Annotated in this window: 20 protein-coding genes and 5 pseudogenes; 13 read left to right on the top strand and 12 right to left on the bottom strand. The window is 69.9% G+C overall.

Annotated elements, in window-relative coordinates:
• Positions 1–424: 424 nt before the first annotated feature.
• Positions 425–790, top strand: a pseudogene (locus ACFYZJ_RS00395) (transposase); the annotation flags it as partial.
• Here ACFYZJ_RS00395 and ACFYZJ_RS00390 read toward each other — a convergent pair.
• Together ACFYZJ_RS00390 and ACFYZJ_RS00385 are read right to left on the bottom strand one after the other, a co-directional pair.
• Positions 676–1,236: an alcohol dehydrogenase catalytic domain-containing protein gene (locus tag ACFYZJ_RS00390; protein ID WP_388562179.1), complete on the bottom strand. Its 561-nt coding sequence runs from the start codon at positions 1,234–1,236 to the stop codon at positions 676–678. The pseudogene ACFYZJ_RS00395 and the gene ACFYZJ_RS00390 overlap by 115 nt on opposite strands.
• Positions 1,237–1,554: 318 nt before the next feature.
• A complete protein-coding gene (locus tag ACFYZJ_RS00385; RefSeq protein WP_388561266.1) occupies positions 1,555–2,256 on the bottom strand; it encodes a hypothetical protein in 702 nt (233 codons plus the stop codon).
• A gap of 407 nt (positions 2,257–2,663) precedes the next feature.
• Between ACFYZJ_RS00385 and ACFYZJ_RS00380 the strand changes: the two genes are divergently transcribed.
• From ACFYZJ_RS00380 to ACFYZJ_RS00355, 6 genes and pseudogenes are all read left to right on the top strand, one after another.
• A complete protein-coding gene (locus ACFYZJ_RS00380; protein WP_388561264.1) occupies positions 2,664–3,053 on the top strand; it encodes a lipocalin-like domain-containing protein in 390 nt (129 codons plus the stop codon).
• A gap of 125 nt (positions 3,054–3,178) precedes the next feature.
• Positions 3,179–4,054, top strand: a complete 876-nt coding sequence (locus ACFYZJ_RS00375) for a fumarylacetoacetate hydrolase family protein (protein WP_388561262.1) — start codon at positions 3,179–3,181, stop codon at positions 4,052–4,054.
• Between the two features lie 63 nt (positions 4,055–4,117).
• Positions 4,118–5,041 (top strand): VOC family protein, encoded by a 924-nt coding sequence (locus tag ACFYZJ_RS00370; RefSeq protein ID WP_388561260.1) that lies wholly within the window; start codon positions 4,118–4,120, stop codon positions 5,039–5,041.
• A gap of 23 nt (positions 5,042–5,064) precedes the next feature.
• Entirely contained in the window at positions 5,065–6,705 is a 1,641-nt protein-coding gene (locus tag ACFYZJ_RS00365) for a bifunctional 3-(3-hydroxy-phenyl)propionate/3-hydroxycinnamic acid hydroxylase (protein ID WP_388561259.1), read from the top strand.
• 308 nt (positions 6,706–7,013) lie between these two features.
• Positions 7,014–8,318, top strand: a complete 1,305-nt coding sequence (locus ACFYZJ_RS00360; RefSeq protein WP_388561257.1) for a PucR family transcriptional regulator — start codon at positions 7,014–7,016, stop codon at positions 8,316–8,318.
• Positions 8,319–8,437: 119 nt separating this feature from the next.
• Positions 8,438–8,608: pseudogene (locus ACFYZJ_RS00355) on the top strand (TetR/AcrR family transcriptional regulator); the annotation flags it as partial.
• A gap of 346 nt (positions 8,609–8,954) precedes the next feature.
• Here the strand turns inward: ACFYZJ_RS00355 and ACFYZJ_RS00350 are convergent.
• The 5 genes from ACFYZJ_RS00350 to ACFYZJ_RS00330 all read right to left on the bottom strand — a co-directional run bounded on the left by ACFYZJ_RS00350 (position 8,955) and on the right by ACFYZJ_RS00330 (position 15,126).
• Entirely contained in the window at positions 8,955–9,233 is a 279-nt protein-coding gene (locus ACFYZJ_RS00350) for an alpha/beta fold hydrolase (RefSeq protein WP_388561255.1), read from the bottom strand.
• Between the two features lie 12 nt (positions 9,234–9,245).
• Positions 9,246–9,818: an alpha/beta fold hydrolase gene (locus ACFYZJ_RS00345; RefSeq protein ID WP_388561253.1), complete on the bottom strand. Its 573-nt coding sequence runs from the start codon at positions 9,816–9,818 to the stop codon at positions 9,246–9,248.
• A gap of 99 nt (positions 9,819–9,917) precedes the next feature.
• On the bottom strand, positions 9,918–10,586 hold the full coding sequence (locus ACFYZJ_RS00340; RefSeq protein ID WP_388561251.1) for a TetR/AcrR family transcriptional regulator: 669 nt from the start codon (positions 10,584–10,586) through the stop codon (positions 9,918–9,920).
• Positions 10,587–10,694: 108 nt separating this feature from the next.
• Positions 10,695–11,741 (bottom strand): zinc-binding dehydrogenase, encoded by a 1,047-nt coding sequence (locus ACFYZJ_RS00335; RefSeq protein ID WP_388561249.1) that lies wholly within the window; start codon positions 11,739–11,741, stop codon positions 10,695–10,697.
• Between the two features lie 163 nt (positions 11,742–11,904).
• Positions 11,905–15,126, bottom strand: coding sequence for a bifunctional cytochrome P450/NADPH--P450 reductase (locus ACFYZJ_RS00330; protein WP_388561247.1), 3,222 nt, complete (start codon positions 15,124–15,126; stop codon positions 11,905–11,907).
• Between the two features lie 240 nt (positions 15,127–15,366).
• On the opposite strand from ACFYZJ_RS00330, the gene ACFYZJ_RS00325 reads away from it, so the two are divergent.
• Positions 15,367–16,020 (top strand): TetR/AcrR family transcriptional regulator, encoded by a 654-nt coding sequence (locus tag ACFYZJ_RS00325; protein ID WP_388561245.1) that lies wholly within the window; start codon positions 15,367–15,369, stop codon positions 16,018–16,020.
• 378 nt (positions 16,021–16,398) lie between these two features.
• Positions 16,399–16,599, top strand: a pseudogene (locus tag ACFYZJ_RS00320) (MFS transporter); the annotation flags it as partial.
• A 72-nt stretch (positions 16,600–16,671) separates the two neighbouring features.
• On the opposite strand, the gene ACFYZJ_RS00315 reads toward ACFYZJ_RS00320, so the two are convergent.
• The 3 genes from ACFYZJ_RS00315 to ACFYZJ_RS00305 all read right to left on the bottom strand — a co-directional run bounded on the left by ACFYZJ_RS00315 (position 16,672) and on the right by ACFYZJ_RS00305 (position 18,243).
• The gene (locus tag ACFYZJ_RS00315; protein WP_067055418.1) at positions 16,672–17,001 is read right to left on the bottom strand and encodes an NIPSNAP family protein; all 330 of its coding nucleotides are present in this window, start codon (positions 16,999–17,001) and stop codon (positions 16,672–16,674) included.
• Between the two features lie 42 nt (positions 17,002–17,043).
• Complete coding sequence (locus ACFYZJ_RS00310; protein WP_388561242.1) at positions 17,044–17,463, bottom strand: SsgA family sporulation/cell division regulator; 420 nt, start codon at positions 17,461–17,463, stop codon at positions 17,044–17,046.
• 342 nt (positions 17,464–17,805) lie between these two features.
• Positions 17,806–18,243, bottom strand: coding sequence for a hypothetical protein (locus ACFYZJ_RS00305; RefSeq protein ID WP_388561240.1), 438 nt, complete (start codon positions 18,241–18,243; stop codon positions 17,806–17,808).
• Between the two features lie 372 nt (positions 18,244–18,615).
• Between ACFYZJ_RS00305 and ACFYZJ_RS00300 the strand changes: the two genes are divergently transcribed.
• Positions 18,616–18,825 (top strand): ferredoxin, encoded by a 210-nt coding sequence (locus tag ACFYZJ_RS00300; RefSeq protein ID WP_388562177.1) that lies wholly within the window; start codon positions 18,616–18,618, stop codon positions 18,823–18,825.
• 86 nt (positions 18,826–18,911) lie between these two features.
• Positions 18,912–19,398: pseudogene (locus ACFYZJ_RS00295) on the top strand (cytochrome P450); the annotation flags it as partial.
• 31 nt (positions 19,399–19,429) lie between these two features.
• Here the strand turns inward: ACFYZJ_RS00295 and ACFYZJ_RS00290 are convergent.
• Entirely contained in the window at positions 19,430–20,065 is a 636-nt protein-coding gene (locus tag ACFYZJ_RS00290) for a TetR/AcrR family transcriptional regulator (RefSeq protein ID WP_388561238.1), read from the bottom strand.
• A 432-nt stretch (positions 20,066–20,497) separates the two neighbouring features.
• Between ACFYZJ_RS00290 and ACFYZJ_RS00285 the strand changes: the two genes are divergently transcribed.
• Positions 20,498–23,026 carry a SpoIIE family protein phosphatase gene (locus ACFYZJ_RS00285; protein WP_388561236.1) on the top strand — a complete coding sequence of 843 codons (2,529 nt, stop codon included), beginning with the start codon at positions 20,498–20,500 and terminating at the stop codon, positions 23,024–23,026.
• A 46-nt stretch (positions 23,027–23,072) separates the two neighbouring features.
• Positions 23,073–23,378: pseudogene (locus ACFYZJ_RS00280) on the top strand (aldehyde oxidase); the annotation flags it as partial.
• Positions 23,379–23,507: 129 nt separating this feature from the next.
• Here the strand turns inward: ACFYZJ_RS00280 and ACFYZJ_RS00275 are convergent.
• Complete coding sequence (locus ACFYZJ_RS00275) at positions 23,508–23,717, bottom strand: hypothetical protein (protein WP_388561233.1); 210 nt, start codon at positions 23,715–23,717, stop codon at positions 23,508–23,510.
• Positions 23,718–23,793 lie beyond the last annotated feature (76 nt).

Below are 23,793 nucleotides of genomic sequence, written 5' to 3'. Positions count from 1 at the left end.
CGACGACTCGCGAGACGCGTTCGAAGCGATGCCCCGCGTCCCAGTTCGTCGTCGACATCCTCGACGGCCTGATCCCTGTCGGCGGCTCGCCGCGCTACCCGACGTCGAGCATGGACCCGCGGGAGCTGGAACGGCGGACCGGGTTGGCGCCGTGGCAGATCCTCGCCGCGGCGACGGCGCCGACGGCTCGGACGGGGGCGGGGACGGCGAGTCTCCGCGGCGATGACTGTGGCGGTGCGTGGCTGGAAGTCCAAAACGGCCAGCTCTCCGAGTAACTCGCCGGCGCCACGCACGGCAAGGAGCGTTCTTCCCCCGCAGTCCCCGGCAAGCGTGATCAGCGTTGACTCGGATTCCAGCACGACTGACCGTCCGCACGGCCCGGTGCCGGCTACGCGACAAGCCGTCGGCCTGAAATGAATCGAGCATGATCGACACACCCTGCGCTTCGCGTTCTCATCGGCGGCGACCGGCGAGGGAGGTGGTCCTGGGAGTGGACACGCATCGGGATGCGCATGTGGCCGCTGTGCTCTCCCTGGTGGGGGAGGTGATCGGCACCGAGGAGTTCCCGGCCAGCGCGGCCGGCTACCGCAACCTGCTGGGGTGGGCCAGGGCGTCGGGTACGGTGCGGCGGGCCGGAGTGGAGGGCACCGGTTCCTTCGGGGCTGCCCTGTCACGCTACCTGCTGGCCCAGGGCGTGGCCGTCTTCGATGTGAACCGGTTCGACCGGGCCGACCGCCGCCGGCGCGGCAAGTCGGACCCGCTCGATGCCGAGAACGCGGCCCGGACAGTGCTGAGCGGGCCGACGCGCGCCCAGGCCAAGACGGGCGATGGGCCAGTGGAGATCGCCCGGATGTACAAGCCGGCCAAGGGGACCGGCAGCAGCCTGTGTGAGTCGGCGACGAGGTATTCCTGCCAGGTGCCTGTCACCGGGGGCCCGGGTACGGCCGGGATCACGGCGGCCACGACGCGCTCACCGACCTTCAGCCCCTCGGTCTGCGGGGCCAGGTCAGCGATGCGGCCCACGCACTCCATGTAGCCCCCGACAGCGGGAAACTCCGGCGAGAAGCCGTACCGGCCGCGCAGCACGTGCAGATCACTCGCGTGAACCGGGGTCGCCTTCACCCGGATCACCGCCTGACCGGCGTCCGGCGTGGGAACAGGCCGGGATTCCAGCCGCAGGACATCGGCGGGCTCGCCGGCCGCTACGGCTACGAGCGCGCGGATGGATCGAGGCATGAGTGGCCTTTCGTCTCCCGGTCCGCGAGGAACCTGGCGGACGCTCCAGGCGGAGCGATGCTGGGGTCGGCGCCCGGGCGGGTGCCGAGGCTGTGATCGGCATTGGACTCTTCCGGACCCTTGACCGGCTCACCCGAGGTGATCATGCAAGGGCTCTGGGCTCACCGGTTTGCCGAGCCCCGTGCCCCGGACCGCTCGCTGTAGTACGAGTCCGGACAGGCACCCGTCACTTCACGCTACGCCCAGCTTCGGGAAGGTTCTCGGCGGTGGACCATGACCAGGGAGAGAATGCCCGCTGCGCCGATTCGGGACTCGGCATCAGCCGCTTGTGTCGGCGTCGCCGTCATCAGGCCGGTCCCCCTGTCTCCTGCCGCCCGGAGGGGAGCCGTCCCCGTGCTCTTCCAGCAGTTCGAGGAGCGCGGCGTCCGCTCTCCTCTGATCTTCCTTCGTCAGCTCGACCGGTGCGTTGTTGTACACGGTGTAGCGATCTGGATGGATGATGTTGGCGGCCCTCAAGCTGAACGTCAGCAGGGGGCGCCACCCCTTGCGGTGGCCGACCCGCACCTGTATCTGGGCCTTGTAGTCACGGGCCTCCGGGAGGAATCCGGAAAACGGTGCCTCGAACTCGAGGAAGAGCTGTTGCGCTTCTCTGCCGGGCACGACGAATCCGGCGGGCAGCTTCGCCTCCTCGTCCGGCCCCGGTCGGAGCCGGGACGGGGAGGACACCCACAGGAGGGGCAGATGAGAGGCGGGCTCATCGGGGAAGGTCAGGATGAGGTCCTGCACGACGATCGGTTTGGGACCGGTGTTGTGCAGGACGAGCGGCAGTCGTAGGCGTGCCGTGGAACCGTGGACGATGGCCGCGAAGGAATGAGGTTCCCACGCCTGCAGGCGACCCTGTCGGGCGTTGAGCCACCAGAACGACGCGACGGTGAAGAGCAGTGCGCAGGCTGATACCACACTGGCGCCGGTAAGCGATGAGGACGCGATCTGATCCGCCGCGACCATCAGCGGAACCACGGATTCAGTCTGCCAGCCCCGCCGTGGGCTCGCTAACAGGACGAGTGGCCGCGAACGTCTCCCGGAACGGGTCAGAGGCCGGCGAGGAGTACGCACCGGCACGAACCTCTGATCGTGCCTGCGGCACGAAGAGAGGGCGTCGCACGACACCGGTGCCGCGCGAGCTACTCCATTTCGTTTCGAAGCGGGGGTTGCGGACCGGCGCTGATCACATGGGTGCGGTGAGCCCAAAGCAAACGGAATTTTGAGTTCCGGGGACCAAGATCCCGTGCCGTGGTCGCGGGTTGACTGCTCTGTGTGGGTGGCAGGAGCCGGCCACTCGGCCCGGCCGCCGGGCCGTCACCGTGGTGCTGCGACGGTGTCTGCGCGGCCGGGCCGACGGAACTGAAGCACGGTGCGAGGCACACATGGACAGTTTGCTCGGAGCCTGGGTCCTTGAGGACTTCTCGCTGACACGACAGGGGACGGTCGTCCGTCCGCTCGGGGAACGTCCCAGGGGGGTGCTGCACTACGCCGCCGACGGCTGGATGAGCGCACTGCTGACAGTCCATCCCGATGATGCCCCGCTGGTATCCCCGTTCGAGGAGACAGCCACCGGGACCGTGGCGTACGCCGGACGCTGGGAGCGCGAGGCGGACGGGTCGGTCGTGCACCACGTTCAGACCAGTCACTACGCACCGTGGACGGGGACGGACCTGGTACGCGAGGTCCAGTTCGGCCCGGGACGGCTGGAGCTGACAGCTGCCGGGGCCGACGACTCCCAGGTGCGCATTGCCTGGCGACGGGCGGACGCCTGACGACGTAGGACGGGCCCGGTCTCCCGTCACACAGCCGGAGCAGGGACAACGCCAGTCCGACTGATCACCCGATCGTCCCGTTCCCCCTTTCCCTTTTCGCTTTCTGAACATGGAGGTGTTGTGCCATGCGGACAGCCACGCTCAACAGCCGTCTCGTGCTCGTCTTCCCCGACGGCGCCGTAGATGTGGAGAAGGCCAGCGACGGCCTGTTCTCCTCGGACCCGCAGGCGGTCTTCGACCGCTGGGCCGAGTTCCGCGACTGGGCCCAGTCTGCGGCCGCGACCGGCCACGAGCGGATCGCCGTGGTGGAGCAGCAGCTGGGCGCGCCGGTGCCGCGCCCGCGGCAGGTCTTCGCGGTCGGGCTGAACTACGCCGACCATGTGGCGGAGTCGGGGGTTGCCGTACCGGAGCGTCCCGCTGTCTTCACCAAGTACGTCACGTCCCTGACCGGGCCCTACGCCACGGTCGAGCTGCCGAGTGCCCTGGTCGACTGGGAGGTCGAGCTGGTAGCGGTGATCGGTCGTGAGGCGTACCGGGTCGCCGCTTCGGACGCGTGGCGGTACGTGGCCGGCCTCACGCTCGGCCAGGACCTGTCCGAGCGCGGCATCCAGTTGTCGGGACCGGCGCCCCAGTTCTCCCTCGGCAAGTCGTTCCCCGGCTTCAGCCCGACCGGGCCGGTGCTGGTCACCCCGGACGAGTTCGACCACCCCGACGACCTCGCGCTCGGCTGCGCGATCGACGGCGAGACCATGCAGGACTCCCGTACCTCCCAGATGATCTTCTCGGTGTCCCAGCAGATCGCCTGGATGTCGTCGATCTGCACGCTGCTGCCCGGCGACCTGATCTTCACCGGCACCCCGGCCGGCGTGGGCGGCGCCCGGAACCCGCGCCGGTTCCTGGCCCCCGGCGAGGAACTGCGCAGCTGGATCGACGGCATCGGTGAGCTGCGCAACCCCCTGGTCGCCGGCCCCACCTACCCCGAAGGCACCCAGGCCGTCTGACGCGCGGCCCCACACCTGTCTGCGTACACCACCCGCACACTGAAGCTCTTTGAGGAGACTGCCATGGCCCTGCACCGCGTGGCGCACATCACGATCGGGGTGCCCAATGTGGCCGACACCTCGGCCTACTACGCCGATTTCGGACTGACCGACCTCGGCGACGGCCGATTCGCCACTGCCGACGGTGGCGAACAGCTCAAGCTCGTTCACGCGGTGCGGCGCCGCCTGGAGGAACTCACCCTGAGCGCCGACGACCAGGACGACCTCGGGCGGATCGGCTCGGCCCTCGACCGGCTCGAGGTGCCGTTCGTCCGGGACACCCACCGCCTGCGCGCGGTCGACCCGGGCACCGAGGTGACGGTGACCGTCGAGGTGCAGCCGCGCATCGTGCAGCCCGCCGCCGCGCGGATGCCGTACAACGCTCCCGGGCGGATCGAGCGGACCGGCGAGCGTGCCCCCGGCGTGCTGCGAGAGGGTCCGGTGCGCGTCCGCCGCCTCGGACACGTCGTCCTGGGCTCCACCGACCAGGAAGCCTCCCAGCGCTTCTTCACCGAAGGGCTCGGCTTCAAGGTCAGCGACCTGGTACCGGGCGCGGCGTTCCTGCGGTGCTCCACCGACCACCACAACGTCCTCGTCCAGAAGGCCCCCATCTCCTTCCTGCACCACACCTCCTGGCAGGTGGACGACGTGGACGAGGTGGGACGCGGCGCCACCCGGATGCTGGAGGACCACCCCGAGCGCCACGTCTGGGGTCTGGGCCGCCACCAGCTGGGGTCGAACTTCTTCTGGTACCTCCGGGACCCGGCCGGCAACTTCTCCGAGTACTACTCCGACATGGACTGCATCGTCGACGACCAACTGTGGACCCCCGGGACGTGGGAGGGCGCCCGCCTCGCCCTGTACAACTGGGGCCCGCCCGTACCGCCGTCCTTCCTCCGCCCCGAGGACCTCGCCGCGATGATGACCGGCGCGCACGACGCCGGCTGAACGGACGCAAAGGAACGCACATCATGAGCACCTCGACCGAGGGTCTCGCCGTGGAGACCTACGACGTGCTGGTCGTCGGCGCTGGTCCGGTCGGGCTGGCCACGGCCATCCAGCTGGCGACCCGAGGCCGCCGCGTCGGCATCGTCGAACGGTGGCCGCAGCCCTACCCGCTGCCACGCGCGGTCGTCTTCGACCACGAGGCCGGCCGCATCCTGGCGTCGCTGGGGTTGGACATGGCCGCTGTCAGTGAACCCGCTGTCGACTACGAGTGGCGCAACGGAGAGGGTCAGCTACTCCTCCGTTTCGACTTCTCGGACGACAACCACTCCGGCTGGCCCAACATGAGCGCGTTCAACCAGCCCACCGTGGAAGCGGCCCTGAACGAGCGCGTCCAGTCGCTGCCGGGGATCGACATCCTGCGCGGCTGGGAAGCCGTGGTCGTCCAGGCGGGCCCCACGGCGGTGGAAGTCACCGTGGCGGAGAGCGCGGGAGACGAGCCCCTGCTCCGTGACGGGGTGCGCGCGCAGCGTACCCTCCGGGCCGCGTACGTCGTCGGCTGCGACGGCGCCAACAGCTTCATCCGCTCGTGCATGCGCACCTCGGTCACCGACCTCGGCTTCAAGTACGACTGGCTGGTCCTCGACGTCATGCCCCATGACCGGGACCGCGCATGGACGCCACGGAACCTGCAGCTCTGCGATCCGGCCCGGCCGACCACAGCGGTGGTCGGCGGCCCCGGCCGCCGTCGGTGGGAATTCATGCGCCTGCCCGGCGAGTCCATCGCCGATCTCCACCAGGCCGAGACCGCCTGGAAGCTGCTCGAGCCGTGGGACCTGCACCCGGACAACGCCACCCTGGAGCGGCAGACCGTCTACACCTTCCGGGCACGCTGGGCGGACTCCTGGCGCGACGGCCGGCTGCTGCTCGCCGGGGACGCGGCCCACCAGATGCCGCCGTTCGCCGGGCAGGGCCTGTGCTCGGGCCTCCGAGACGCCATCAACCTGAGCTGGAAGCTCGACCTGGTGCTGTCCGGGAAAGCCGACGACAGTCTGCTGGACACCTACACCACCGAGCGATGCCAGCATCTGCAGAACGCGATCGAGAAGTCCGTGATGCTGGGGAGGGTCATCTGCGAGCCGGACCCGGCCGCGGCCGCCGAGCGCGACGCCCGCATGATCGCCGACCAGCAGGCAGGCCGCGTACCACAAGGAGACCAGTTCCTGGGGACCTTCACCGGCGGACTGCTGGACCGCGACTGCACCGGTGCCACCGCGGAGCCGACCGGGCAGCTCAGCCGGCAGGGACGGGTGCGGTTCAGGGGCCGTACCGGCATGTTCGACGAAATCGTCGGCATCGGGCTCACCCTGCTCACCACCGGTGATCCGCGTGACGGGCTCGACGAGGACACCCTGGCCTGGTGCGAGCAGATCGGGCTCCGCCTGCTGAGGATCACCGACGACCGGGCGGCGAACGGCCCCGACGACGTCGTCGATCTCGACCGCACCTACCTGTCCGACCTGGCCCGTACGGGCATCGAGGCCATGCTGGTGCGCCCCGACTTCTACGTCTTCGGCGGCGCCAAGAGTACGGCCGACCTCCCGCGTCTGGTCACTGCGCTGCGCGGCGGGCTCACGGCGGCCCCCGCCCCGGAGGTCACCGCTTGAGCCACCGGCGCCACAGCCGGTGCCCATGGCAGGCCACGCCGAGCACAGCGACGCGCGGCACGGGGCGGCGCTTCACGCACCGCGCCGCGCCGCCGCGCGGGGTGAGCAACCCCTGCCGGTGAACGGTGCGACCGTGCAGGCCGGCAGCAGGACGCATCCTGCAGCCGGCCTGCACGGCGGCGCTCGTCGTCCTCAGCGGCGGGGTCCGCGGCTGCTCGACTCAGCAGGGAAGATATGGTTCCCTGACCTGGGTTGCAGCTGCGTGCGACCCGCTCGCCCACCTTCCCCGCGACGGAGGGACGAGAAGCGTGAGGGGACAGTGGCTCCAGTGGTTGCGGCCGGACCCCGGCCGCCTGACCGAGCCCGTCCTGTCACCGGCGGAACTGGCCGCGGCACGCACGGAGCTCGGCGCGGGCCCGGTCGAGTGGGCGCTCCAGAGCGCCGACGCCATCGCGGAGGAGGTCCTCAGGAAGGTGCCCGAGCACGGCGGCGGTCCCGCTGCCGCGACCACCCTGCGGCGTGTGACCCAGTCCGCGGTGCTGACGGGCCTGCACCTGATGGTCTCCGACATCGGCCGGCCCCTCCCCACCCTCACCGAGGAGGCGCTGGAAGGATGCCGGGAGTTCGCGCGCCGCGGCATCCCGCTGGAGCTCGTCCTGCGGGGGGTGCGGCTCGGGCACGCGCAGCTGGCGCGCGGCCTGGCAGCAGCAGTCGAGGAGCACGTCCCGGCCGACCAGCGCCTGGCCGAGCTGCGCCGGATCGACGACCTGATGTTCACCTACGTCGACGCCCATGCGAGCGTGATGGCCGAGGAGTACATCGCCGAACGGGACCGCTGGCGCGGCAGTGACGAAGCCGCCCGCCGCGCCGTCATCGACGAACTGCTGGGCGGCCGCCCGGTCGACCGGGAAGCCGCCGCCCTGCGTCTGCGGTACGACCTGTCAGGCACGCACGTGGCCGCGGTGCTGTGGAGCGACGACACCGCCACCGCCGCGCCCGCCGCCCAACGGCTGCACCACGCGGCCTCGACCATGGCCCGCGCCCTGGGAGCGGCCAGGACGCTCGTCATCCCGGCTCACGACAACCATGTGTGGGCATGGTTCGCCGTCAGCGGCAGGACCGACGAAGACCACGTCCGGCACCTGCGCAGCTCCCTGCCCGAGCCGGCAGGAGTGCGCGCGGCTCTCGGCCCGCCCGCACCAGGGCCCCACGGCATGCGCCGCAGCCATCTGGGGGCGTTGCAGGCACAACGGATGGCCTCGCACGCGTCGGGCTCCTGGCTCTGCGACTACCAGGACATCCGCCTGGCGGCCCTCGTCACGGCCGACCCCGAACACGCACGCTGGTTCGTGCAGGAGGTCCTCGGGCCGCTGGCCTCCGAGGGGGACCGCCTGCGTGAGCTGCGCGAAACTCTGCGCGTCTACCTCGCCGAGGAACGCAGTCCCCGCGCCGCGGCCGAACGCCTGCACGTAGCCCGCAACACCGTCACGTACCGCGTCAAACGCGCGGAGGAACTGCTGCCCGTCACCACCACGGCAATCACCTCGCTGGAAGTGCGCGTGGCGCTCGAAATCGCGGCCGCCTCGCCCCTCGGCCCATCGGTCAGGAGCTGAGCTCGAGTACAAGGTGCCGTGACGGACGGTCCGCCAGGCGGAGTCGAGGGCCGGAGCGGCTGCTGCCGCCGCAACCCTTCACCCCCGTGGTGTGACCGGACCGGTTGGCGAACCACGCCGCTGCCCTGGGCGGCACCCTGCTGTAGCTGGTGGCTCTGAGGCTGGGACGCCCCGACCTCGACGGCGACGAGGCCGCCTCCGACCTGGCCGCGATGGTCCTGCGTATGCTCGGGCTCCCGTCGGAGGACGCGCACGAGGTCACGCGGCGCCCGCTGCCCGATCTCGTCTGAGGGTCCGGATTGGCGCGCCGCCGCTGGCCAAGTCGGCTGGGCCCGTGCTACGGCAGCGTTGCCCTGCAGGCCGGGGCGTAGGAGATCCACGAGGTCGTGGACACCGATGACACGTGGCGGCCCAGGCTTGCGACCTGTGACGGTGTCATTGGCCTAGCTCCGCGGCGTGATCGCCAGTCCGACGGGACATAGCGTCGCCACAGCGAGGCTCCGGCCGTCTTGGAATGAGCGCCCGCCCCGCTCGGCGGGATGCACGGCGGTGCGGGAGCCCTCCCATGGGTGCCGGGCGGCATGGGGCCGGCGCCGCCCGAGGTGCACCCACGGGCGCTGGTGCTGGACGTGTCAGTCACCCCTGGGAGCTGCTCCAGTGCTCCTCAAGGGCGGCGGCGACCTCGGCCGGCTTCTGGATCGGCGTCCAGTGGCTGCTGTCCAGCCTCAGAAAACGGGTGGCGCGCACGGACGCGGCCATCTTCTCGCCGAATTCGACGGGGCAGACTGGGTCGAACGCCCCCCAGAACACCAGGGACGGTCCGGTCAGGTCCGCCAGATCCGGTTCCCACTCCGCACCGACCGTCAATGCGGAGCGGTACAGCTTGAGAATGCTGTCGCGCATGGTCTCGTCCACGCGGCCGGCCGTCTATTCAGCCAGCTCAGCCGGGATCTGGAGGTTGTCGGTCAGGTCCCTGGCGAACGCGCCGGGGTCGTACTCCTTGGCCCAGCGGTCGCCCGCGACCGGGTCCTGCCACAGCTTGGCCAGCGGATGCCAGACGTACTCGGCGCTGACCGGACCGTTGCTGCCGGCCCACGTGCGGATCAGGTCCGGCCGTACGGAGGCCACGCGCGCGGTGAGGAGGCAGCCCCAGTCATGGCCGACCAGGTCGACCGGCTCGCCGATTGCCTCCAACCGCTCGATGAGCCAGGAGACGTACTCCTCCTTGGTGCAGTGGAAGCCCTCGGGGCGCGGCGAACCGAAACCGGGCAGGTCCCAAGCCTCCACGTCGCTGCGGGTCAGGTGCTCGCGCACGCCGTCCCACACGTGGTGGGTGTCGGGTACGCCGTGGATCAGAATGGCAGGAATGAACGAACTCCTACAACGATGGATATTCTTATTGAGAAGCGAAGAAACAGCACAGGGCGGGTAAAGAGGCCGAAGCCTCGTGCCGCGGGCCAGGGCCTTCGCCCACGTGGACGGGACCGAGTGGCGCGGCACTTCGTGCCTGAGGCGTTTCGATCCACACTGGTCAACGAGTCGGTACAGCTGTCCCGACCGGGGTGACCACCAGTACCGCGCAGCCAGGCGGCGTTCCGGTCATGTCATGGCTGCATCTGGCTGCAGCACAGACACCACTTGGTCATGCAACACGGCTCGAACCCGGCGTGATGCGGTCTGTGGTGCTACGCCGGCGGCGACGAGGAACGCGGTCGCCGCGGCCTCACCCGTGGGGTCCGCCCAGGTGGACGTGGTGTTCTCCGCGGCGAGGGCCAGCATCAGTGCTTCCAGCGCTTGTGCGAGGACGGGCGCGGGGACGTGGTTCGCGAACACGCCTTCGCGCTGGCCACGTCGTATGGCCGCGATGGCCTCTTGGCGGGCAGGTGCCAGGGTGGCGCGGATGGCCTCCTCTCCGAGGTGGCGGCGACCGAGGGAGATGAGCATGCGGTACTGGTCGCCCACCGCCCATGCCGCCAGGGCCATCCGCGCCATCGCCTCCAGCGGATCAGCGCCCGGGATGCGTGTCATGGCGAACGCTTGGCGAAGCGCCTGGGCTGCTTCCTGCGCCAACTCGGTGATGAGCGCGTGCCGGCTGGGGAAGTGTCCGTAGAAGGTGCGCCGCGCGAGGCCGGCCGCCTGGGAGATGCTGTCGAGACTTGCGTCCGGGTCCTCCCGCAGTTTCCGTCGAGCGGTGGCGAGAATGCGTTGACGGTTCGCGCGAGCGTCGCTGCGCTGCGGTGCGCGGCCCGGGGTGTCGGTCGTCTGCATGGTTGTGTCTCTCCGCGGTTGCCGGAAAGCCGTGGGCGCCGGTGTTCCCTCACGCACCGGCGCCCACTCACCCCTGCCCAGGGTGGCTTGTCGTCCTGCTGACGGGCGTCAGGGGACGAGGATGAGGCGGATCGGGTCGCCGATCTTGTTCTCCAGTCGGTGGACGGCGTCGGCCGCGTCGACGAGCGGGATGTGGTCGGTGATGGAGGGGGCGAGGTCGAGGCGTCCGGCCGCGGTCAGCTGCACCAGCTCGGAGACGGACTCGGGCGTGCCGCCGTAATGGCCGCGCACCTGCTTCTGCAGGTAGTTGAAGGTCAGGCCCTCGGTGATGGTCAGCGGCCTGGCCGTGATGCCGACCAGGATGAGAGAGCCGCCCAGGCCGAGTACGGAGGCGGCCTGGTCGCGGACGGCCGGGACGCCGGCGCAGTCGAAGGCGAAGTCGAGGCCGCGTCCGCCGGTGGCTGCGCGGACCTGGTCGGCGAAGTCGGGGGCTGCCGGGTCGAGCGCGAGGTCCGCGCCGAAGGCCAGGGCGCGCTCGCGGGCGCTGGGCAGCGGGTCGACGGCGATGATCGGGGCGGCGCCGACCAGGCGGGCGAGGCGGACGTTGTGCGCGCCGACTCCGCCCACGCCCCAGACGCCGACGGACTGGGCGGCACGGACGCCCGCGGTGGCGACGACGGCGGCGTAGGGGGTGGAGACCGCGTCGGGGATGATCGCGGCCTGGTCGAAGGGGAGGCTGTCGGGGATGGGGATGAGGGTGTCCTCGCGGGCGATCGTGTACTGGGCCCAGCCGCCGTCGTAGTCGATGCCGGCGGTGAGCATCTGGGTGCAGGGACGGCGGCGCACGCAGCCGGCGCACTTACCGCAGGTCTTGCCGGCCTCCAGGGTGACGCGGGTGCCGACGGGCAGGCCGCGCTTGAGGTCGGGGCCGAGCGTGTGGATGACGCCGGAGACCTCGTGGCCGACGGTGATGGTGTCGGAGGTGGCGAAGAGGGGGACGAGGGAGCCGTCGAGGAGGTGGACGTCGGAGAGGCAGACGCCGGCGGCCTTGACCTCGATGAGGACCTCGCCCGGACCGGGCACGGGGATCGGGACTTCCTCCACGGCGAACTTCTTGCTGTCCAGGTGGAAGCGTCCGGCGAGCATGGTGTCCATGAAGGTCTGCTTTCTGTGACCGGCACCGCCCGATGATCCGGGACGCTGGGTGCCATGGGCTGCGTGAGGGGCTTGTGGTGGCCGGGAGGCGTACGGCCGGCAGCGGGGGTGCCGCACGCCTCCCGGCGGCTGGGGGTCGGCGCGCCTTGACGGCGTGCGGCGGTCAGGCGAAGACGTCCTGCTGGTAGCGCTGGTCCGCTTCGAGTTGGGCGAGCCACTGCTGGGCGGTCTCGTCGTCGCTGCCGGTCTGCTGGCGGTGGATGGCGGCGAGGGCCTCGCGGACGGCGGGGGCCATGCGGCGGCCGTCACCGCAGACGTAGATGTACGCGCCGTCTTCGATGGCCTGCCACACCGTGTCGGCGGCATGGGCGATGGCGTTCTGCACGAAGCGGGCCGGGTGGCCGGTCACCGCGGAGAAGGCGGTGTGGATCTGCGCGATCCCGGCCTGCTCCCAGTCCTGGATCTCCTGCTTGTAGAAGTAGTCGTGCTCCGGGTGGCGGCAGCCGACGAACACCTGCGACAGGCCGACCTGGGTGCCGTTCGCGTGCTGTGTCGCCCGCTCCTCCAGGAAGCCGCGCAGCGGCGCGATGCCGGTGCCGGGGCCGATCAGGATCAGCGGTGTGGCGGGGTCGGCGGGCGGGGCGAAGGTCGGGGAGGGCACGCGGACGTAGCCGTAGACGACGTCACCGGGCTCGAGGCCCGCGATGTAGGCGGAGCAGGTGCCGCGGTATTGGCCGTCGCCGGACAGGGCCGGGCCCTCCAGCAGGCCGACGGTCAGGCGCACATGGCGCGGGTTGGCCGACGGGGCGGAGGAGATGGAGTAGAAGCGCGGCCGGATCGGGCCCATCATCTCCAGGAACACCGCCAGCGGCAGCTCGACGGCCGGGAAGCGCTCCAGAAGCCCCAGCACCGAGACCCGCCTGGCGAGGATCTCCTTCTGGTAGCGCTCCTCGGCCTCCTGGGTGTCGGCGGTGTACGCCTGGAGCTGCGGCCGGGTCCACGGGCACTGGGTGTGCTCGGCGAGCGTCTGGATCTGGGAGCGGGTGGCCACGTCCTGCAGCTCCAGGAACTCGGTGAGCAGGATGCCGGCGGTGACCGGGGTTCCTACCGGCAGGTGGGTGCGGCCACCGGCCGGCTGGTCGAGCCGGAGCACCTGGTCGTAGTCGACGCCGAGCCGCCTCAGGGCGCGCTCCACCAGGGCGAGTTCGTTCTTGGCGAAGACGGCCAGGTGGTTGCCGGTGTCGTAGGTGACGCCGTCGGGCAGCTCGAAGGTGATGGACTTCGCGGACGGGCGCGGCGGCTCGATCTGGAAGTCCCAGAGGCCGGTCGCGTCGGCCACGAGTTCTTCGTTGGTCACCACGGTGAGCGGGTACGCCTGCTCGGAGACGACGGCCGGGCGCACGTCGGCCTCGGTGAGCAGCTGGACCTGGTAGCGGGGGCCGCTCGCCTGGGAGGTGTCGGCGGCGTACTCCTCGGCCAGGGTGGCCCACAGGTTGTCCATCCACCGCGTGGCCATGCCGTCGAAGTCACCGGCGGCGTCCGCGATGCCGCGCTCGACGACGGGCGTGGCGCCGGCCGCCAGCAGACCCTCCTCGATCCGCTTGGGGAATGCCTGGTAGGTGGCCACCCATTGGGTGTTGCCGGCGCCCAGCAGCGCGTACCGCACGTTCGACAGTGAACCCTCGGGCAGTCCGGCGGCGAGCAGGTCGTCGAAGCGCTGGGCGTTGTCGGGGGCCTTGCCGTTGTAACTGGCGGCCACGACGGCGAGCAGGCCCTCGGAGGGCAGGTTCTCACCCAGCTCGTCCAGGCTCACCAGCGTGGTGCCGAAGCCGGAGCGCTCGCCGCGGTCGGCGATCGTGCGCGCCAGGTCCTCGCACGAACCCAGGCTGGAGCCGTAGGCGACGGTCAGGTTCACCCCGACGCCGCTGACCGCTGCCTGCGCCTGCGTGTCGCCCGTCTGCACGTCCGCGGCGCCGAAGACGGTCCGCTGGTGCTCCTGACGACGGCGGACGATCAGCTCGAAGTTGCCGGGCTTGCGCGTCAGCGCCTCGCGGACGTCCATCTTGTAGTCGCTGGTGTCGGAGAACTTGAACTTCTGCAGCACCAGCGCGAGGGCCAGGCGGGCCTCGGTGAGCGCGAACTGGCGGCCGATGCAGGCGCGTACGCCGTTGCCGAACGGCTTGTAGGCGTGCGGGTGCTGCTTGGCGCGGTTCTCCGGCAGCCACCGGTCGATGTCGAACTCGTCGGGCCGCTCCCACGCCTTGGGATGGGTGTGCAGCGGGCCTTCAAGGATGCTGATCCGTGTGCCCTTCTTCAGCTCGTAGCGGCCGCCGATGACGGTGTCGTCGATGGGCGCCTTGGCGATCATCGGGATGGGAGCCCACAGCCGCAGGGTCTCCTCCAGGATCCGCGGGATGACGTCCAGCTTCATGATCGTGTCGTAGTCCGGCACGGTGTCGCCCGGCAGCAGGCGGTCCGCTTCGGCATACGCCTGGGCCAGGACATGCGGGTTGCGCATCAGCGAGTACGTGGCGAACGACAGCAGACCACTGGTGGTCTCATGCCCGGCAATCAGGAACGTCAGCACCTGGTCACGCACGTTGTCGACGTCCAGCGGCTTGCCGGTCTCCGGGTCGGTGGCCTCAAGCATCAGGCCCAGCAGGTCGTCCTCAGCGCTGCCCTTGCCCTCCTGGCGCTCCTTGATCACGCTCTCGACCAGCTCGCGCATCACCTGGATGTTCTCGCCGTACTTCTTGGCATCGGCCTTGCGCAGCTTGGTCATCATCGGCAGCTCCTGAGAGCGCCGCATCGACTCGGTCAGCGCGCCCAGCATCGCGTTGAGGAACGGGTGCAGCTCCTCCTTGTCGAAGGAGTCGAACCGGTAGCCGAACCCCGACAGGGCGATGGTGTCCAGCGTCAGGCGGGTGTAGTCGTCGGTGATGTTGACCGGCTTCCCTTCCCGGCGCTCCCACTTGCCCGCCAGGTTCTGGGCGATCTCCAGCATCTGCCCGAAGTAGTTCCTCATGGCCCGCTGGCTGAAGGCCGGCAGCAGGATCCGGTGTGCCCTGCCCCATTCCTCTTCGTGCTGGTGGGCGGTGAACAGGCCGGCGCCGGCGAAGTCCCGGATGTGGTGCAGCGGCGTCTTGTCGATCTGCTTGAAGAACCGCGTCTCGTCGCTGACCTCGGCCACCAGGTCCGGGTCGTAGACGAAGACCTGCTCGATGCCGGCGATGTCCATGCCGTAGATGCCCTCGGGGAACTGCTTGGACAGCTCACCGAAGTACTCCACCGGGTTGGTGTCGGGGATCTGCGGCGTGTGGCCGAGCAGAGGGATCCCCCGCGGGGACCGGATGGGGCGAAGGTCGTTCGCGGTGTTCGTGCTCATGGCTTGCTCCTTTGTACGGAGAGAGGGGGGAAGGGCAAGGGCGCCGGTCGATGCCGCGCTGCACGACAGAACCATACGTCGTATGGCATTAAAACCATACGTGGTACGGAAAGTGGAGTGCAACCCGGGTGGGCAGGCGGTCGCTGTGAGGAAGCTCATTTCCGTACGACGTATGAAACTGGTACCGTACGTGGTATGGAAAAGCCGAGGCGTCCCCCGCGGGGCACAAGGAAGAGAGACGTGCCTCTGACCGAGGCCGGGATCTACGCCGCCGCCCTGCGGCTCATCGACGCGGACGGGGTCGAGGCGCTCACCATGCGCAAGCTCGCGACCGTGCTCGACGCGAACCCGATGTCGCTGTACCACCATGTGGCGAACAAGGAAGCCGTGCTGCGCGGCGTGACGAGAAGGGTGGGCGCCCAGTTCCGCACCGTGACGCTGGAGGACGCCCCCTGGCAGGAGCGGATCCGCCTGCTCGCCACGGACTTCCGGACGCTGGCGCACCGGCACCCCAAGCTGATGGCCTACTCCTTCAGCCACCAGCCCGACTTCATCCAGCCCGACGACCCGTTCTGGACCGCGCTCACCGCGATCGTGGCGGCTGCCGGAGTGCCGCAGTCAGAGGTCTCGGAGATCGCCGCGCTGATGGTCGCCGTCGTAGTCGGTGTCCTCAGCGCCGAACTCAACGGCTCGCTCCACCAGTGGGCGAACCTCACACCCCCCGGCCCCGACATCGACGAAGAGGAAGCCGCGGACGCAGATCCCGGCCCTGCGGCTGCAGCGCATGAAGGCCCTGATCAGGACCACATGTTCCGCCTCGTGCTGGACACGCTGATCACGGGCCTGGAAAGCCGGCTCACCGGCGATCGTGACGGCCAGGGCACCGACCGCTGACCCGATCATCCTGAGGCGCTGTGCCCCAGGCACTCGCACCTGAGCCGCGCCCGCAGTCGGGCGACGCGGGCTGCGACACGCTGGAGCCACCCCCGTGACATCGGGGAAGACCGCCCGGGGGGGGTGGTTCCACAAATCCTGCACGGCAGCCCTATGCCGACGCTGCGTGCAAGGGCGCGTGTTCGTAAACCTTTCTGAGGCAGGAAATCGTCGGCCTCGTCGAGCTGCATAACCGCGCCTCCGTTCGAGGCGGGCAGCCGCCGACTGCTCCCGCCCGTGAGCGCGAGGTGGCGCCCCGTACCGCATGAGCCGTACCGGATCACTCCATCCGTTTTTCTCTCTTACGCCATCCCCACCGCTGTCCGGAGGGCTGCCCCCATGTCCCAGAACGCCACCGCCGCTGCTCGCGGCGCCGAGACCGCACCTGAGCATGTGCCCGACCGCTCGCATCGGCGGCGCTGGTGGATTCTGCTGGTCGTTTCGCTGTCCATGCTGATGGGCGTCCTCGACGGGACCATCGTGAACATCGCCCTGCCGTCCGCCCAGCACGACCTGGGCTTCTCCGACGCCTCTCGGCAAGGGGGCAGAAAGTGCCGACGACCTGTTGGACGCCGGCCGCCATGGCCGAAGCATCCGGTCGCGCGAGAACCCTCAGCGCAAGGGTGAGTCGGCGGTGGGCGTCAGCGCGGTCTCGGTGACGCCGACGATCTGGCTGAGGTCGAAGCCCTCCATATCGGCGCGGAATTCCGGGCTGGCCAGATACGCCAGTAGCCGCTCCTGCACGTCGTCGCCGTCCCGGTAGGAGACGAGGGCATACAGCTGGGGCGTCTCACTGCCGGGAGCCGCGGGTACCGTCCAGACACCGTGCGTGGTGATCCGGTACTTCGCCATGCCGGGAATGTGCTTGGACCATATGTTCGCGTAGGCGACGAGCGCCTTCCGGCTGCACAGCGTGTAGACACGAAGCTGGTACTGGGACATGAACAGTCGATCCTTTTCTGTCTGAGCATGGACGATCAGTGGTCAGCTTTGCGAGAGCAGGTATGCCAGTTCGGCGTCCCAGTCGATGCGTCCGGCCTCGGTGCCCCGTGGCACCACGGTCTCCGTGCGCTCAAGGAATGCCTTGACGTCGTGTGCGGGGACCTCGACAAGGGCGGTGCCCGCGCGAGACCCGAGAGCGATGTACATCGCCTGGTCGCCACGGCCGACGGCCGACCAGATCCGGACGTCCCCATGACCTGCGCAACCGTTCAGGCCGTCGGCCAGAAGGTCACGCCCCAGGACCCATTCGACCGGCTCGTCGCTGTGGACGAAAAAAGCGGCACGGACGACGTAGGGATCAGCAGGCTCGTACCGCAGCCGCATGCACAAGGGCTGTGAGTAGGTGCGCGAGACGACGAGCTGCGCGGTCACCGCCCGAACCACGGTCCTCGAAGACTCCATGGGCATTCACTCCAAGGCACCCCCCTTGCCTCGGCTGCGCCCCGGCGCTCGTGGCGACAAGCACGCATCGAATCAGGAGGTGTTCAGCGGGGCCCGGGCGCCGGACAGCATCGGCGGACCGCGCGGGTCGTGGCGTCGCGGCAGTTGGGCGACGCGGGCCTGTGGGACGAGGTGGTGCCGCAGGCGGGTTCACAGGGAGCGGGGAGCAGGCCCTCGCTGGATCACCCGCCCGGGCGGCGGGCACGGGACCGCTGGTCCGTGACCAGCGGTCGCATCCCCGCCGCCGACAGGCATCAAGGCGAGGGGTACAGCCTCCGCTCAGGGGCACAGACGGGACCCGTCCTACCGGTCACCGTGGTTCCGGCCGTAGTGGTCCCATCCGTAGGAGTCCCAGCCACCGCGGTTCCAGTCATGGTGGTCCCAGCCCCGGCCGTCGCTCTCGTAGCGGTTCCAGTCGTGCCGGTAGGACCTGTCGGACTTCCACCCGCGCCGCTCATCGTCCCAGCGGTAGCAGCGACCGTCGCGGCTGTGCCAGAGGGAGCCGGCGACATGGTCGTCGTGGTGCCAGCCATGCTCTGCGTCCCAGCAGTAGCCCTGCTCGATCAGGTAGCCCACGCCGTGGTCCCAGCGGTAGTCGGCGGGGTTGACCTCGGCCGACCGCTGGACGTGTACGGAGGCGGGAGTCGCGGCCGAAGCGGTGCCCCCGGCACCGACAACGGCGACACCCGCGACCGCCACGGAGGAAACGGCGACAGCAATCCGCTTCGTGAGCTTCTTCATGATCTTTCCTTCCGGTTGGTGCGGTCTGCACCAACGGCTGCTTTTGCAGGCGATGTGTAGCGCCTGGCGTTGTGCGGCGTTGTCCGTCAAGCAGTTCCATACGTTGTACGGAATCGCCCTGCCAGGATAACCATACGACGTATGGAAATGGGGCGGCGGTGACAGTGACTCGGGTCACTCGGACCACCTGACCGAAGGGATGTACCTGAACGCTTCTCAGCAACTGGAAGGTGGTTGCCGGGAGTTCGTCTCCTTCCCCCTCACCCTGCCGGCCCCGAATACCAGCTCTTCATCACAAGGCATGCAGGCACTCAGCTCTGGCCCCACGCTGGAGAGGAGGGGGGTGTGACAACGGAGGAAGAAGTGGTGGAGATGCGGACCGTTGTCGACCTCACACGCTGCCAGGGCTACGCACAGTGCGTGTTCCTCCCCCCGGAGGTGTTCGAGGTGCACGGCGACGAGGGGCTGCTGTACGCCACTGCGGTCCCGGACGACCAGGTGGAGCGGGTACGCCAGGCCGCGGCGGCGTGCCCGGTGCAGGCGATCCTCCTCGGGGAAGAGGTGAGCACCGGTGCCCGGTGACCTGAAAGACGGCCGCATTGTCATCGTCGGCGCGTCGCTGGCCGGGCTGAGAGCCGCGGAGGCGCTGCGCGAGGAGGGCTTCACCGCATCCCGAGCAGCTGGACCGGCTGCGCCGCGACCCCGAACTGCTGCCGCGAGCAGTGGAGGAACTGCTGCGTAACGAGCCCCCGGTCCACATGCGCGAGCGCATTCCCACCCGCGCCCGAGCCTCACTCGCCGAGGACTGCCCCGGTCCACATGCGCGAGCGCATCCCGCACGCCGACCTCGACGTCGCCGGCACCAAGATCCCGCAACACGCGTCCGTCATTCTGGTGCTGGCATCAGGCAACCGCGACCCCATGCGGTTCCACGAGCCCGACCGGTTCGACCCCACCCGCCCAGACAACCGACACCTCGGCTTCGGCAGCGGTATCCACCTCTGCTACGGCGGACCCCTGGCCCGGATCGAGGCATACATCGCGCTCAGCGCGCTGCTTCCCCACCTCGGCAGCGCCCGCCTGGTCGAGGACCCGCCCCCCTACCGCCAGAACGCCATGCTCCGCGGCCCCCGCCACCTGTCCATCCAACTGTGAGGTCGCGTCGTCGGCATTCAGCACATCGTCTTCACGCCGCAGCGGGAAGGGGCCGCCGGGCGAGGTCACGGGCCTCGTCCGCGGAGACGCCAAGCATGTGCAGGAGCATCTCGGCCATCTTTGCGGCTGCATGGTCCCTGTCGGCCTCGGGCTGATGGAACCAGAGCTGCAGGAGCGCCAGCAGGCTGCCGTTCAGCACGGTCAAGGCGATCACCGGGTCGACCACGGTGAAGCGGCCAGAAGTCATGCCCTGCTCCACGTCGTGTCTCGCGCGCGGAGCCAGTCCGCAGCCGGCGCATATGCGGCCGAGCTCGCTGTGGCAGAGAATCCGCATGATCTCCGGGTGTGAGCTGGCCATGCGTGCGCTGAGCCGCATAGCGGCGGCGAGGCGCTCGGCGGGGTCGTCGACGCCGTACAGATGTTTGTCGACGGCTCGGGCGAACTCCTCCAGTGCATCGGCCACGGCTGCGTCGAACAGGTCCGGCTTGGACGTGAAGTGGTTGTAGAACGAGCCGAAGCCCACGTCGGCGAGCTCCGCGATGGTCCGGATGCTGGCGCTCGTATCGCCCGAATCGGCCAGGAGCTGCCGCGCGGCGCGGACGAGTGCCTGCCGGGTCTCGGCCCGACGGCGTTCGAATCGATTCCTGGATGAGGCTGACATCGGCATACACCGCACACAAGGTCACCAGTTCTGATGAATTCATCATCACGCTGCCGCTTCGAATTGTCCAGCCTGAACCTCGCCGGACCCCAACTTCGCCGCCCAGGGGTCAGTGATTGCAGCGGCGACAGAGGCCGCCGCACCTTCCCCGTCGCACCGCATGGCCATATTTGATTGAACGATCAGTTTCGGTGGCCTTGACGATGAAGCGGTCGTATCTGACTATTTCATCAGAAGTGGGCAAAACGGTGCAAGGGTGGCGAATGCCGGGCTGCGGGTCACAGGGCAGCGGCGGAGGTCGCCCGCTGCACCGCAAGGCTCCCGCTACCCCCGGGGTCTCCGCCTCCTGCCCATCACCGTCCACCACGGCTACAGACCGGGCGGCCGCGCCCGCATGCCGGCACTCCCTCACCTCCGAACTGAAGGGGATCAACCACGATGACGCATACCGACCACACGCCACTCGCCAAGCCGGTGAGCCCCGGCGAGATACCGGACTCGGCGATAGCGGTGATCAATGCGGACGGGACGGTGGCGGCGTGGACCCAGGCCGCTGAGCGACTTGTCGGGTACTCGGCCGCGGAAGTGGTGGGCCGATCCGCCGCGCACGTGCTACCGCCCCCTGAGGAGGCCCGAATGGCTTCGCTGTTCGCCGAGCAGCGCCGTGCCCAAAGTGGCTGGTCCGGTACCGCCGCGGTCCGCCACCGCGACGGCCACACGCTCAAGATGTCGCTGCGGGTCTCGCTGTTGTGGGGACAGGACGCCGGCACCCGGTGGCTGGTGTCCGTGACCGACATAGGCGCCCTGTCCTCGGAGCCTGCCAACGGACCGGTGCGGGAGTCGCTCCTTGCCCATGCACCGATCGGCATCGTGGTGTATGACCCACAGTTGCGCTGTACCTGGGTGAACGACGCCATGGAGCGCCACGACGGCATTCCCCGTGACCGGCGCTTCGGACGCCGTCTGAAGGACTCGCTGCCCGCCGTGGAGGCCGAAGCGCTCGAGGTGGTGATGCAGCAGGTGCTGCAGAGCGGTACCACCATGGTCCACGAATACCGGGCGTGGCCGCTGTCGGACGGGCGCCGTGAACATGCGTTCTCGGCCTCGTTCTTCTGCCTCCAGGACGCGGACGGCACGGCAATGGGAGTGTGCTCCATGACCGTGGATGTCACCGGGAACCGGCGGGCGCGCGAACGCCTGGCCATCCTCAGCGAGGCGAGTACGCGCATCGGCAGCACCCTCGACGTCATGCAGACCGGGCAGGAACTGGCCGAGCTCGCCGTGCCCCTGCTGGCCGACCACGCCCTCGTCGATCTGGTCGAGTCGGTTCCCTTTGGCGTGGAACCCGCGGCACGGATCGGCACGACGAGCGGCCGCCCGCCGCTGCTGCGCCGTGCCGGGGTGGCCTCCATCGACCTGGGGCTCCTGGAGTTGCCGTGGGTCCGGGAAGAGGTGATCCACGCCCACCCGAGCTCATCGTTCGCCGTCGCCCTGCGCACGGGCAGGTCTCACCTGGAGCCGGTGCTCGACACCCAGACCGGTCCGTGGGTCGACCACGACCCGGTGCGGGCGCAGAAGGTGCGGGACAGCGGCGTCCACTCCTTGCTGGTCGTGCCCATCCGTGCGCGGCGCTGCGTGCTGGGACTGGCGCTGTTCGGCCGCTCCGCGGAACAGACGCCGTTCCAGGAGGACGACCTGCTCCTCGCCGAGGAGCTCGTCACCCGGACCGCGCTCAGCCTGGACAACGCCCTGCAGTATGCGCGCGAGCGCACCGCGGCCCTCACCCTGCAACGCGACCTGCTTCCCCACCGGGTGCAGGGCGGTGCCGCCGTCGAGGTCGCCTCGCGCTATGTGCCGGCGGACATGGACCACGGCGTGGGCGGTGACTGGTTCGACGTGATCGAGCTGTCCGGCGCCCGGGTGGCCCTCGTCGTGGGCGACGTGGTCGGACACGGCATCAACGCCGCGGCGACCATGGGCAGGCTGCGCACCGCCGTGCGCACGCTCGCGGACCTCGACCTGCCCCCGGACGAACTGCTGACGCACCTCGACGACACGGTCCGGCGACTGAACGACGAGGACACCGACGACACCGACCAGGCCCCCGCGGTGGTGGGCGCCACCTGTCTGTACGCCGTCTACGACCCGGTCACCCGGCGGTGCACCATGGCGCGGGCCGGGCATCCGCCGCCCCTGATCGTCGGCGCACAGGGCCGGGTCACCGTCCCCGACCTGCCCGCCGGAGCCCCGCTCGGCCTCGGCCTCGGCCTGGTCCCCTTCGAGTCCGTGGAACTGGAACTGCCCGAGGGAAGCGTGCTCGCCCTCTACTCCGACGGGCTGGTCGAGTCCCGGGACGAGGACATCGACGCCGGCCTGCGCCGCCTGGGCGCCGCCCTGGCACAGCCGGGCGCATCCCCGGAGGACATGTGCTCGCGAGTGATGGAGACCTTGCGGAGTCACACGCCGGCCGACGATGTCACCTTGCTCCTTGCCCGGACCCGCGCGCTCGAGCCCACCCAGGTCGCCTCCTGGGACCTGCCGAACGAACCGGTCACCGTCACCACAGCCCGGCACCTGGCCGCCCGTCAGCTCAGGGAATGGGGGCTGGAGCCGCTCGTGACGCCCGTGGAGTCGATCGTCAGCGAACTGGTCACCAACGCCATCCGCCACGGCGGCGGACCCAGCCGCCTACGGCTCATCCAGCACCGGGTGCTGACGTGCGAGGTCTTCGACAGCAACACCGGCCAGCCACGCCCCCGCCATCCCCACACGCTCGACGAGCACGGCCGCGGCCTCCAGCTGGTCGCCCAGCTCTCGCGCCGGTGGGGCTCCCGCTGCGCAACGGACGGCAAGGTCGTCTGGGCCGAACAGGACCTGCCCTCCAGCGCCAGCGCCGGTGACCTGCCGGCGAGCCGCGCGCCCGACAGCGAACGTCCGCACATGCCGCCACAGGCGCTCTCACCCTGAGTGGCAGTCAGGTCGACCAAGTGTCACCTAACTCGAAAAGTCGCACAAAAGCCTCGGCGCCCCGGCCGGACCCCAGGTCGTGACGGGCACCGCCCGCTACACCTTCGACGTCGAGGCGCCCGGGATGCTGCACATGAAGCTGCTGCGCTCCCGGCACCCACACGCCCGCATCCTCGCCATCGACACCTCCGCCGCCCTGCGCGTCCCCGGCGTGCACGCCGTCCTCACCCACGAGGACGCCCCCGCCACGCTCTACTCCAGCGCCCGGCACGAGCACCCCACCGAGGACCCCGACGACACCCGCGTCCTGGACGACGTCGTCCGCTACGTCGGCCAGCGCGTGGCCGCCGTGAGTTCCGTGCCGTTGGTGTGATGTGTGGCACTCGGTCGGTCGCGAGGGTCGGGCGGCCCGGCGTCGTGCGGCGACCGGAGCAGGGAGTCGCGCATGCGGGCCGCCTTCGCGTTGCCCTGCGGCGGTCGGTCAGGCGATGCCGTCCAGCTTGCCTGCCTTGGCGTCCGCGACGATCGAGGAGAACTGGTCGGCGCTCATCTGCACGCGCTGACCGAAGTCGTCGGTCAGGATGATGCGGCGGTCGTCGGGGGCGCTCGGGTCGACGAAGAGTTGGGGACAGCCGCAGTTGCAGTTGCCGCAGAACGTGGCGACGGGCTCCAGCCCGTTGATGTCGGTCATGATGCTCCACCTCCGTGGACATGGGGGCGGCATTCCGGTGTCCGGACGGAACGGACGGACCGGTGGGTGGCCGCGG

It is taken from the genome of Streptomyces sp. NPDC001848, from assembly GCF_042891915.1.
Lineage (GTDB): Bacteria > Actinomycetota > Actinomycetes > Streptomycetales > Streptomycetaceae > Streptomyces.
Note: the sequence above shows the minus strand (reverse complement) of the source record. Positions and strands in the feature narration are given on the sequence as shown.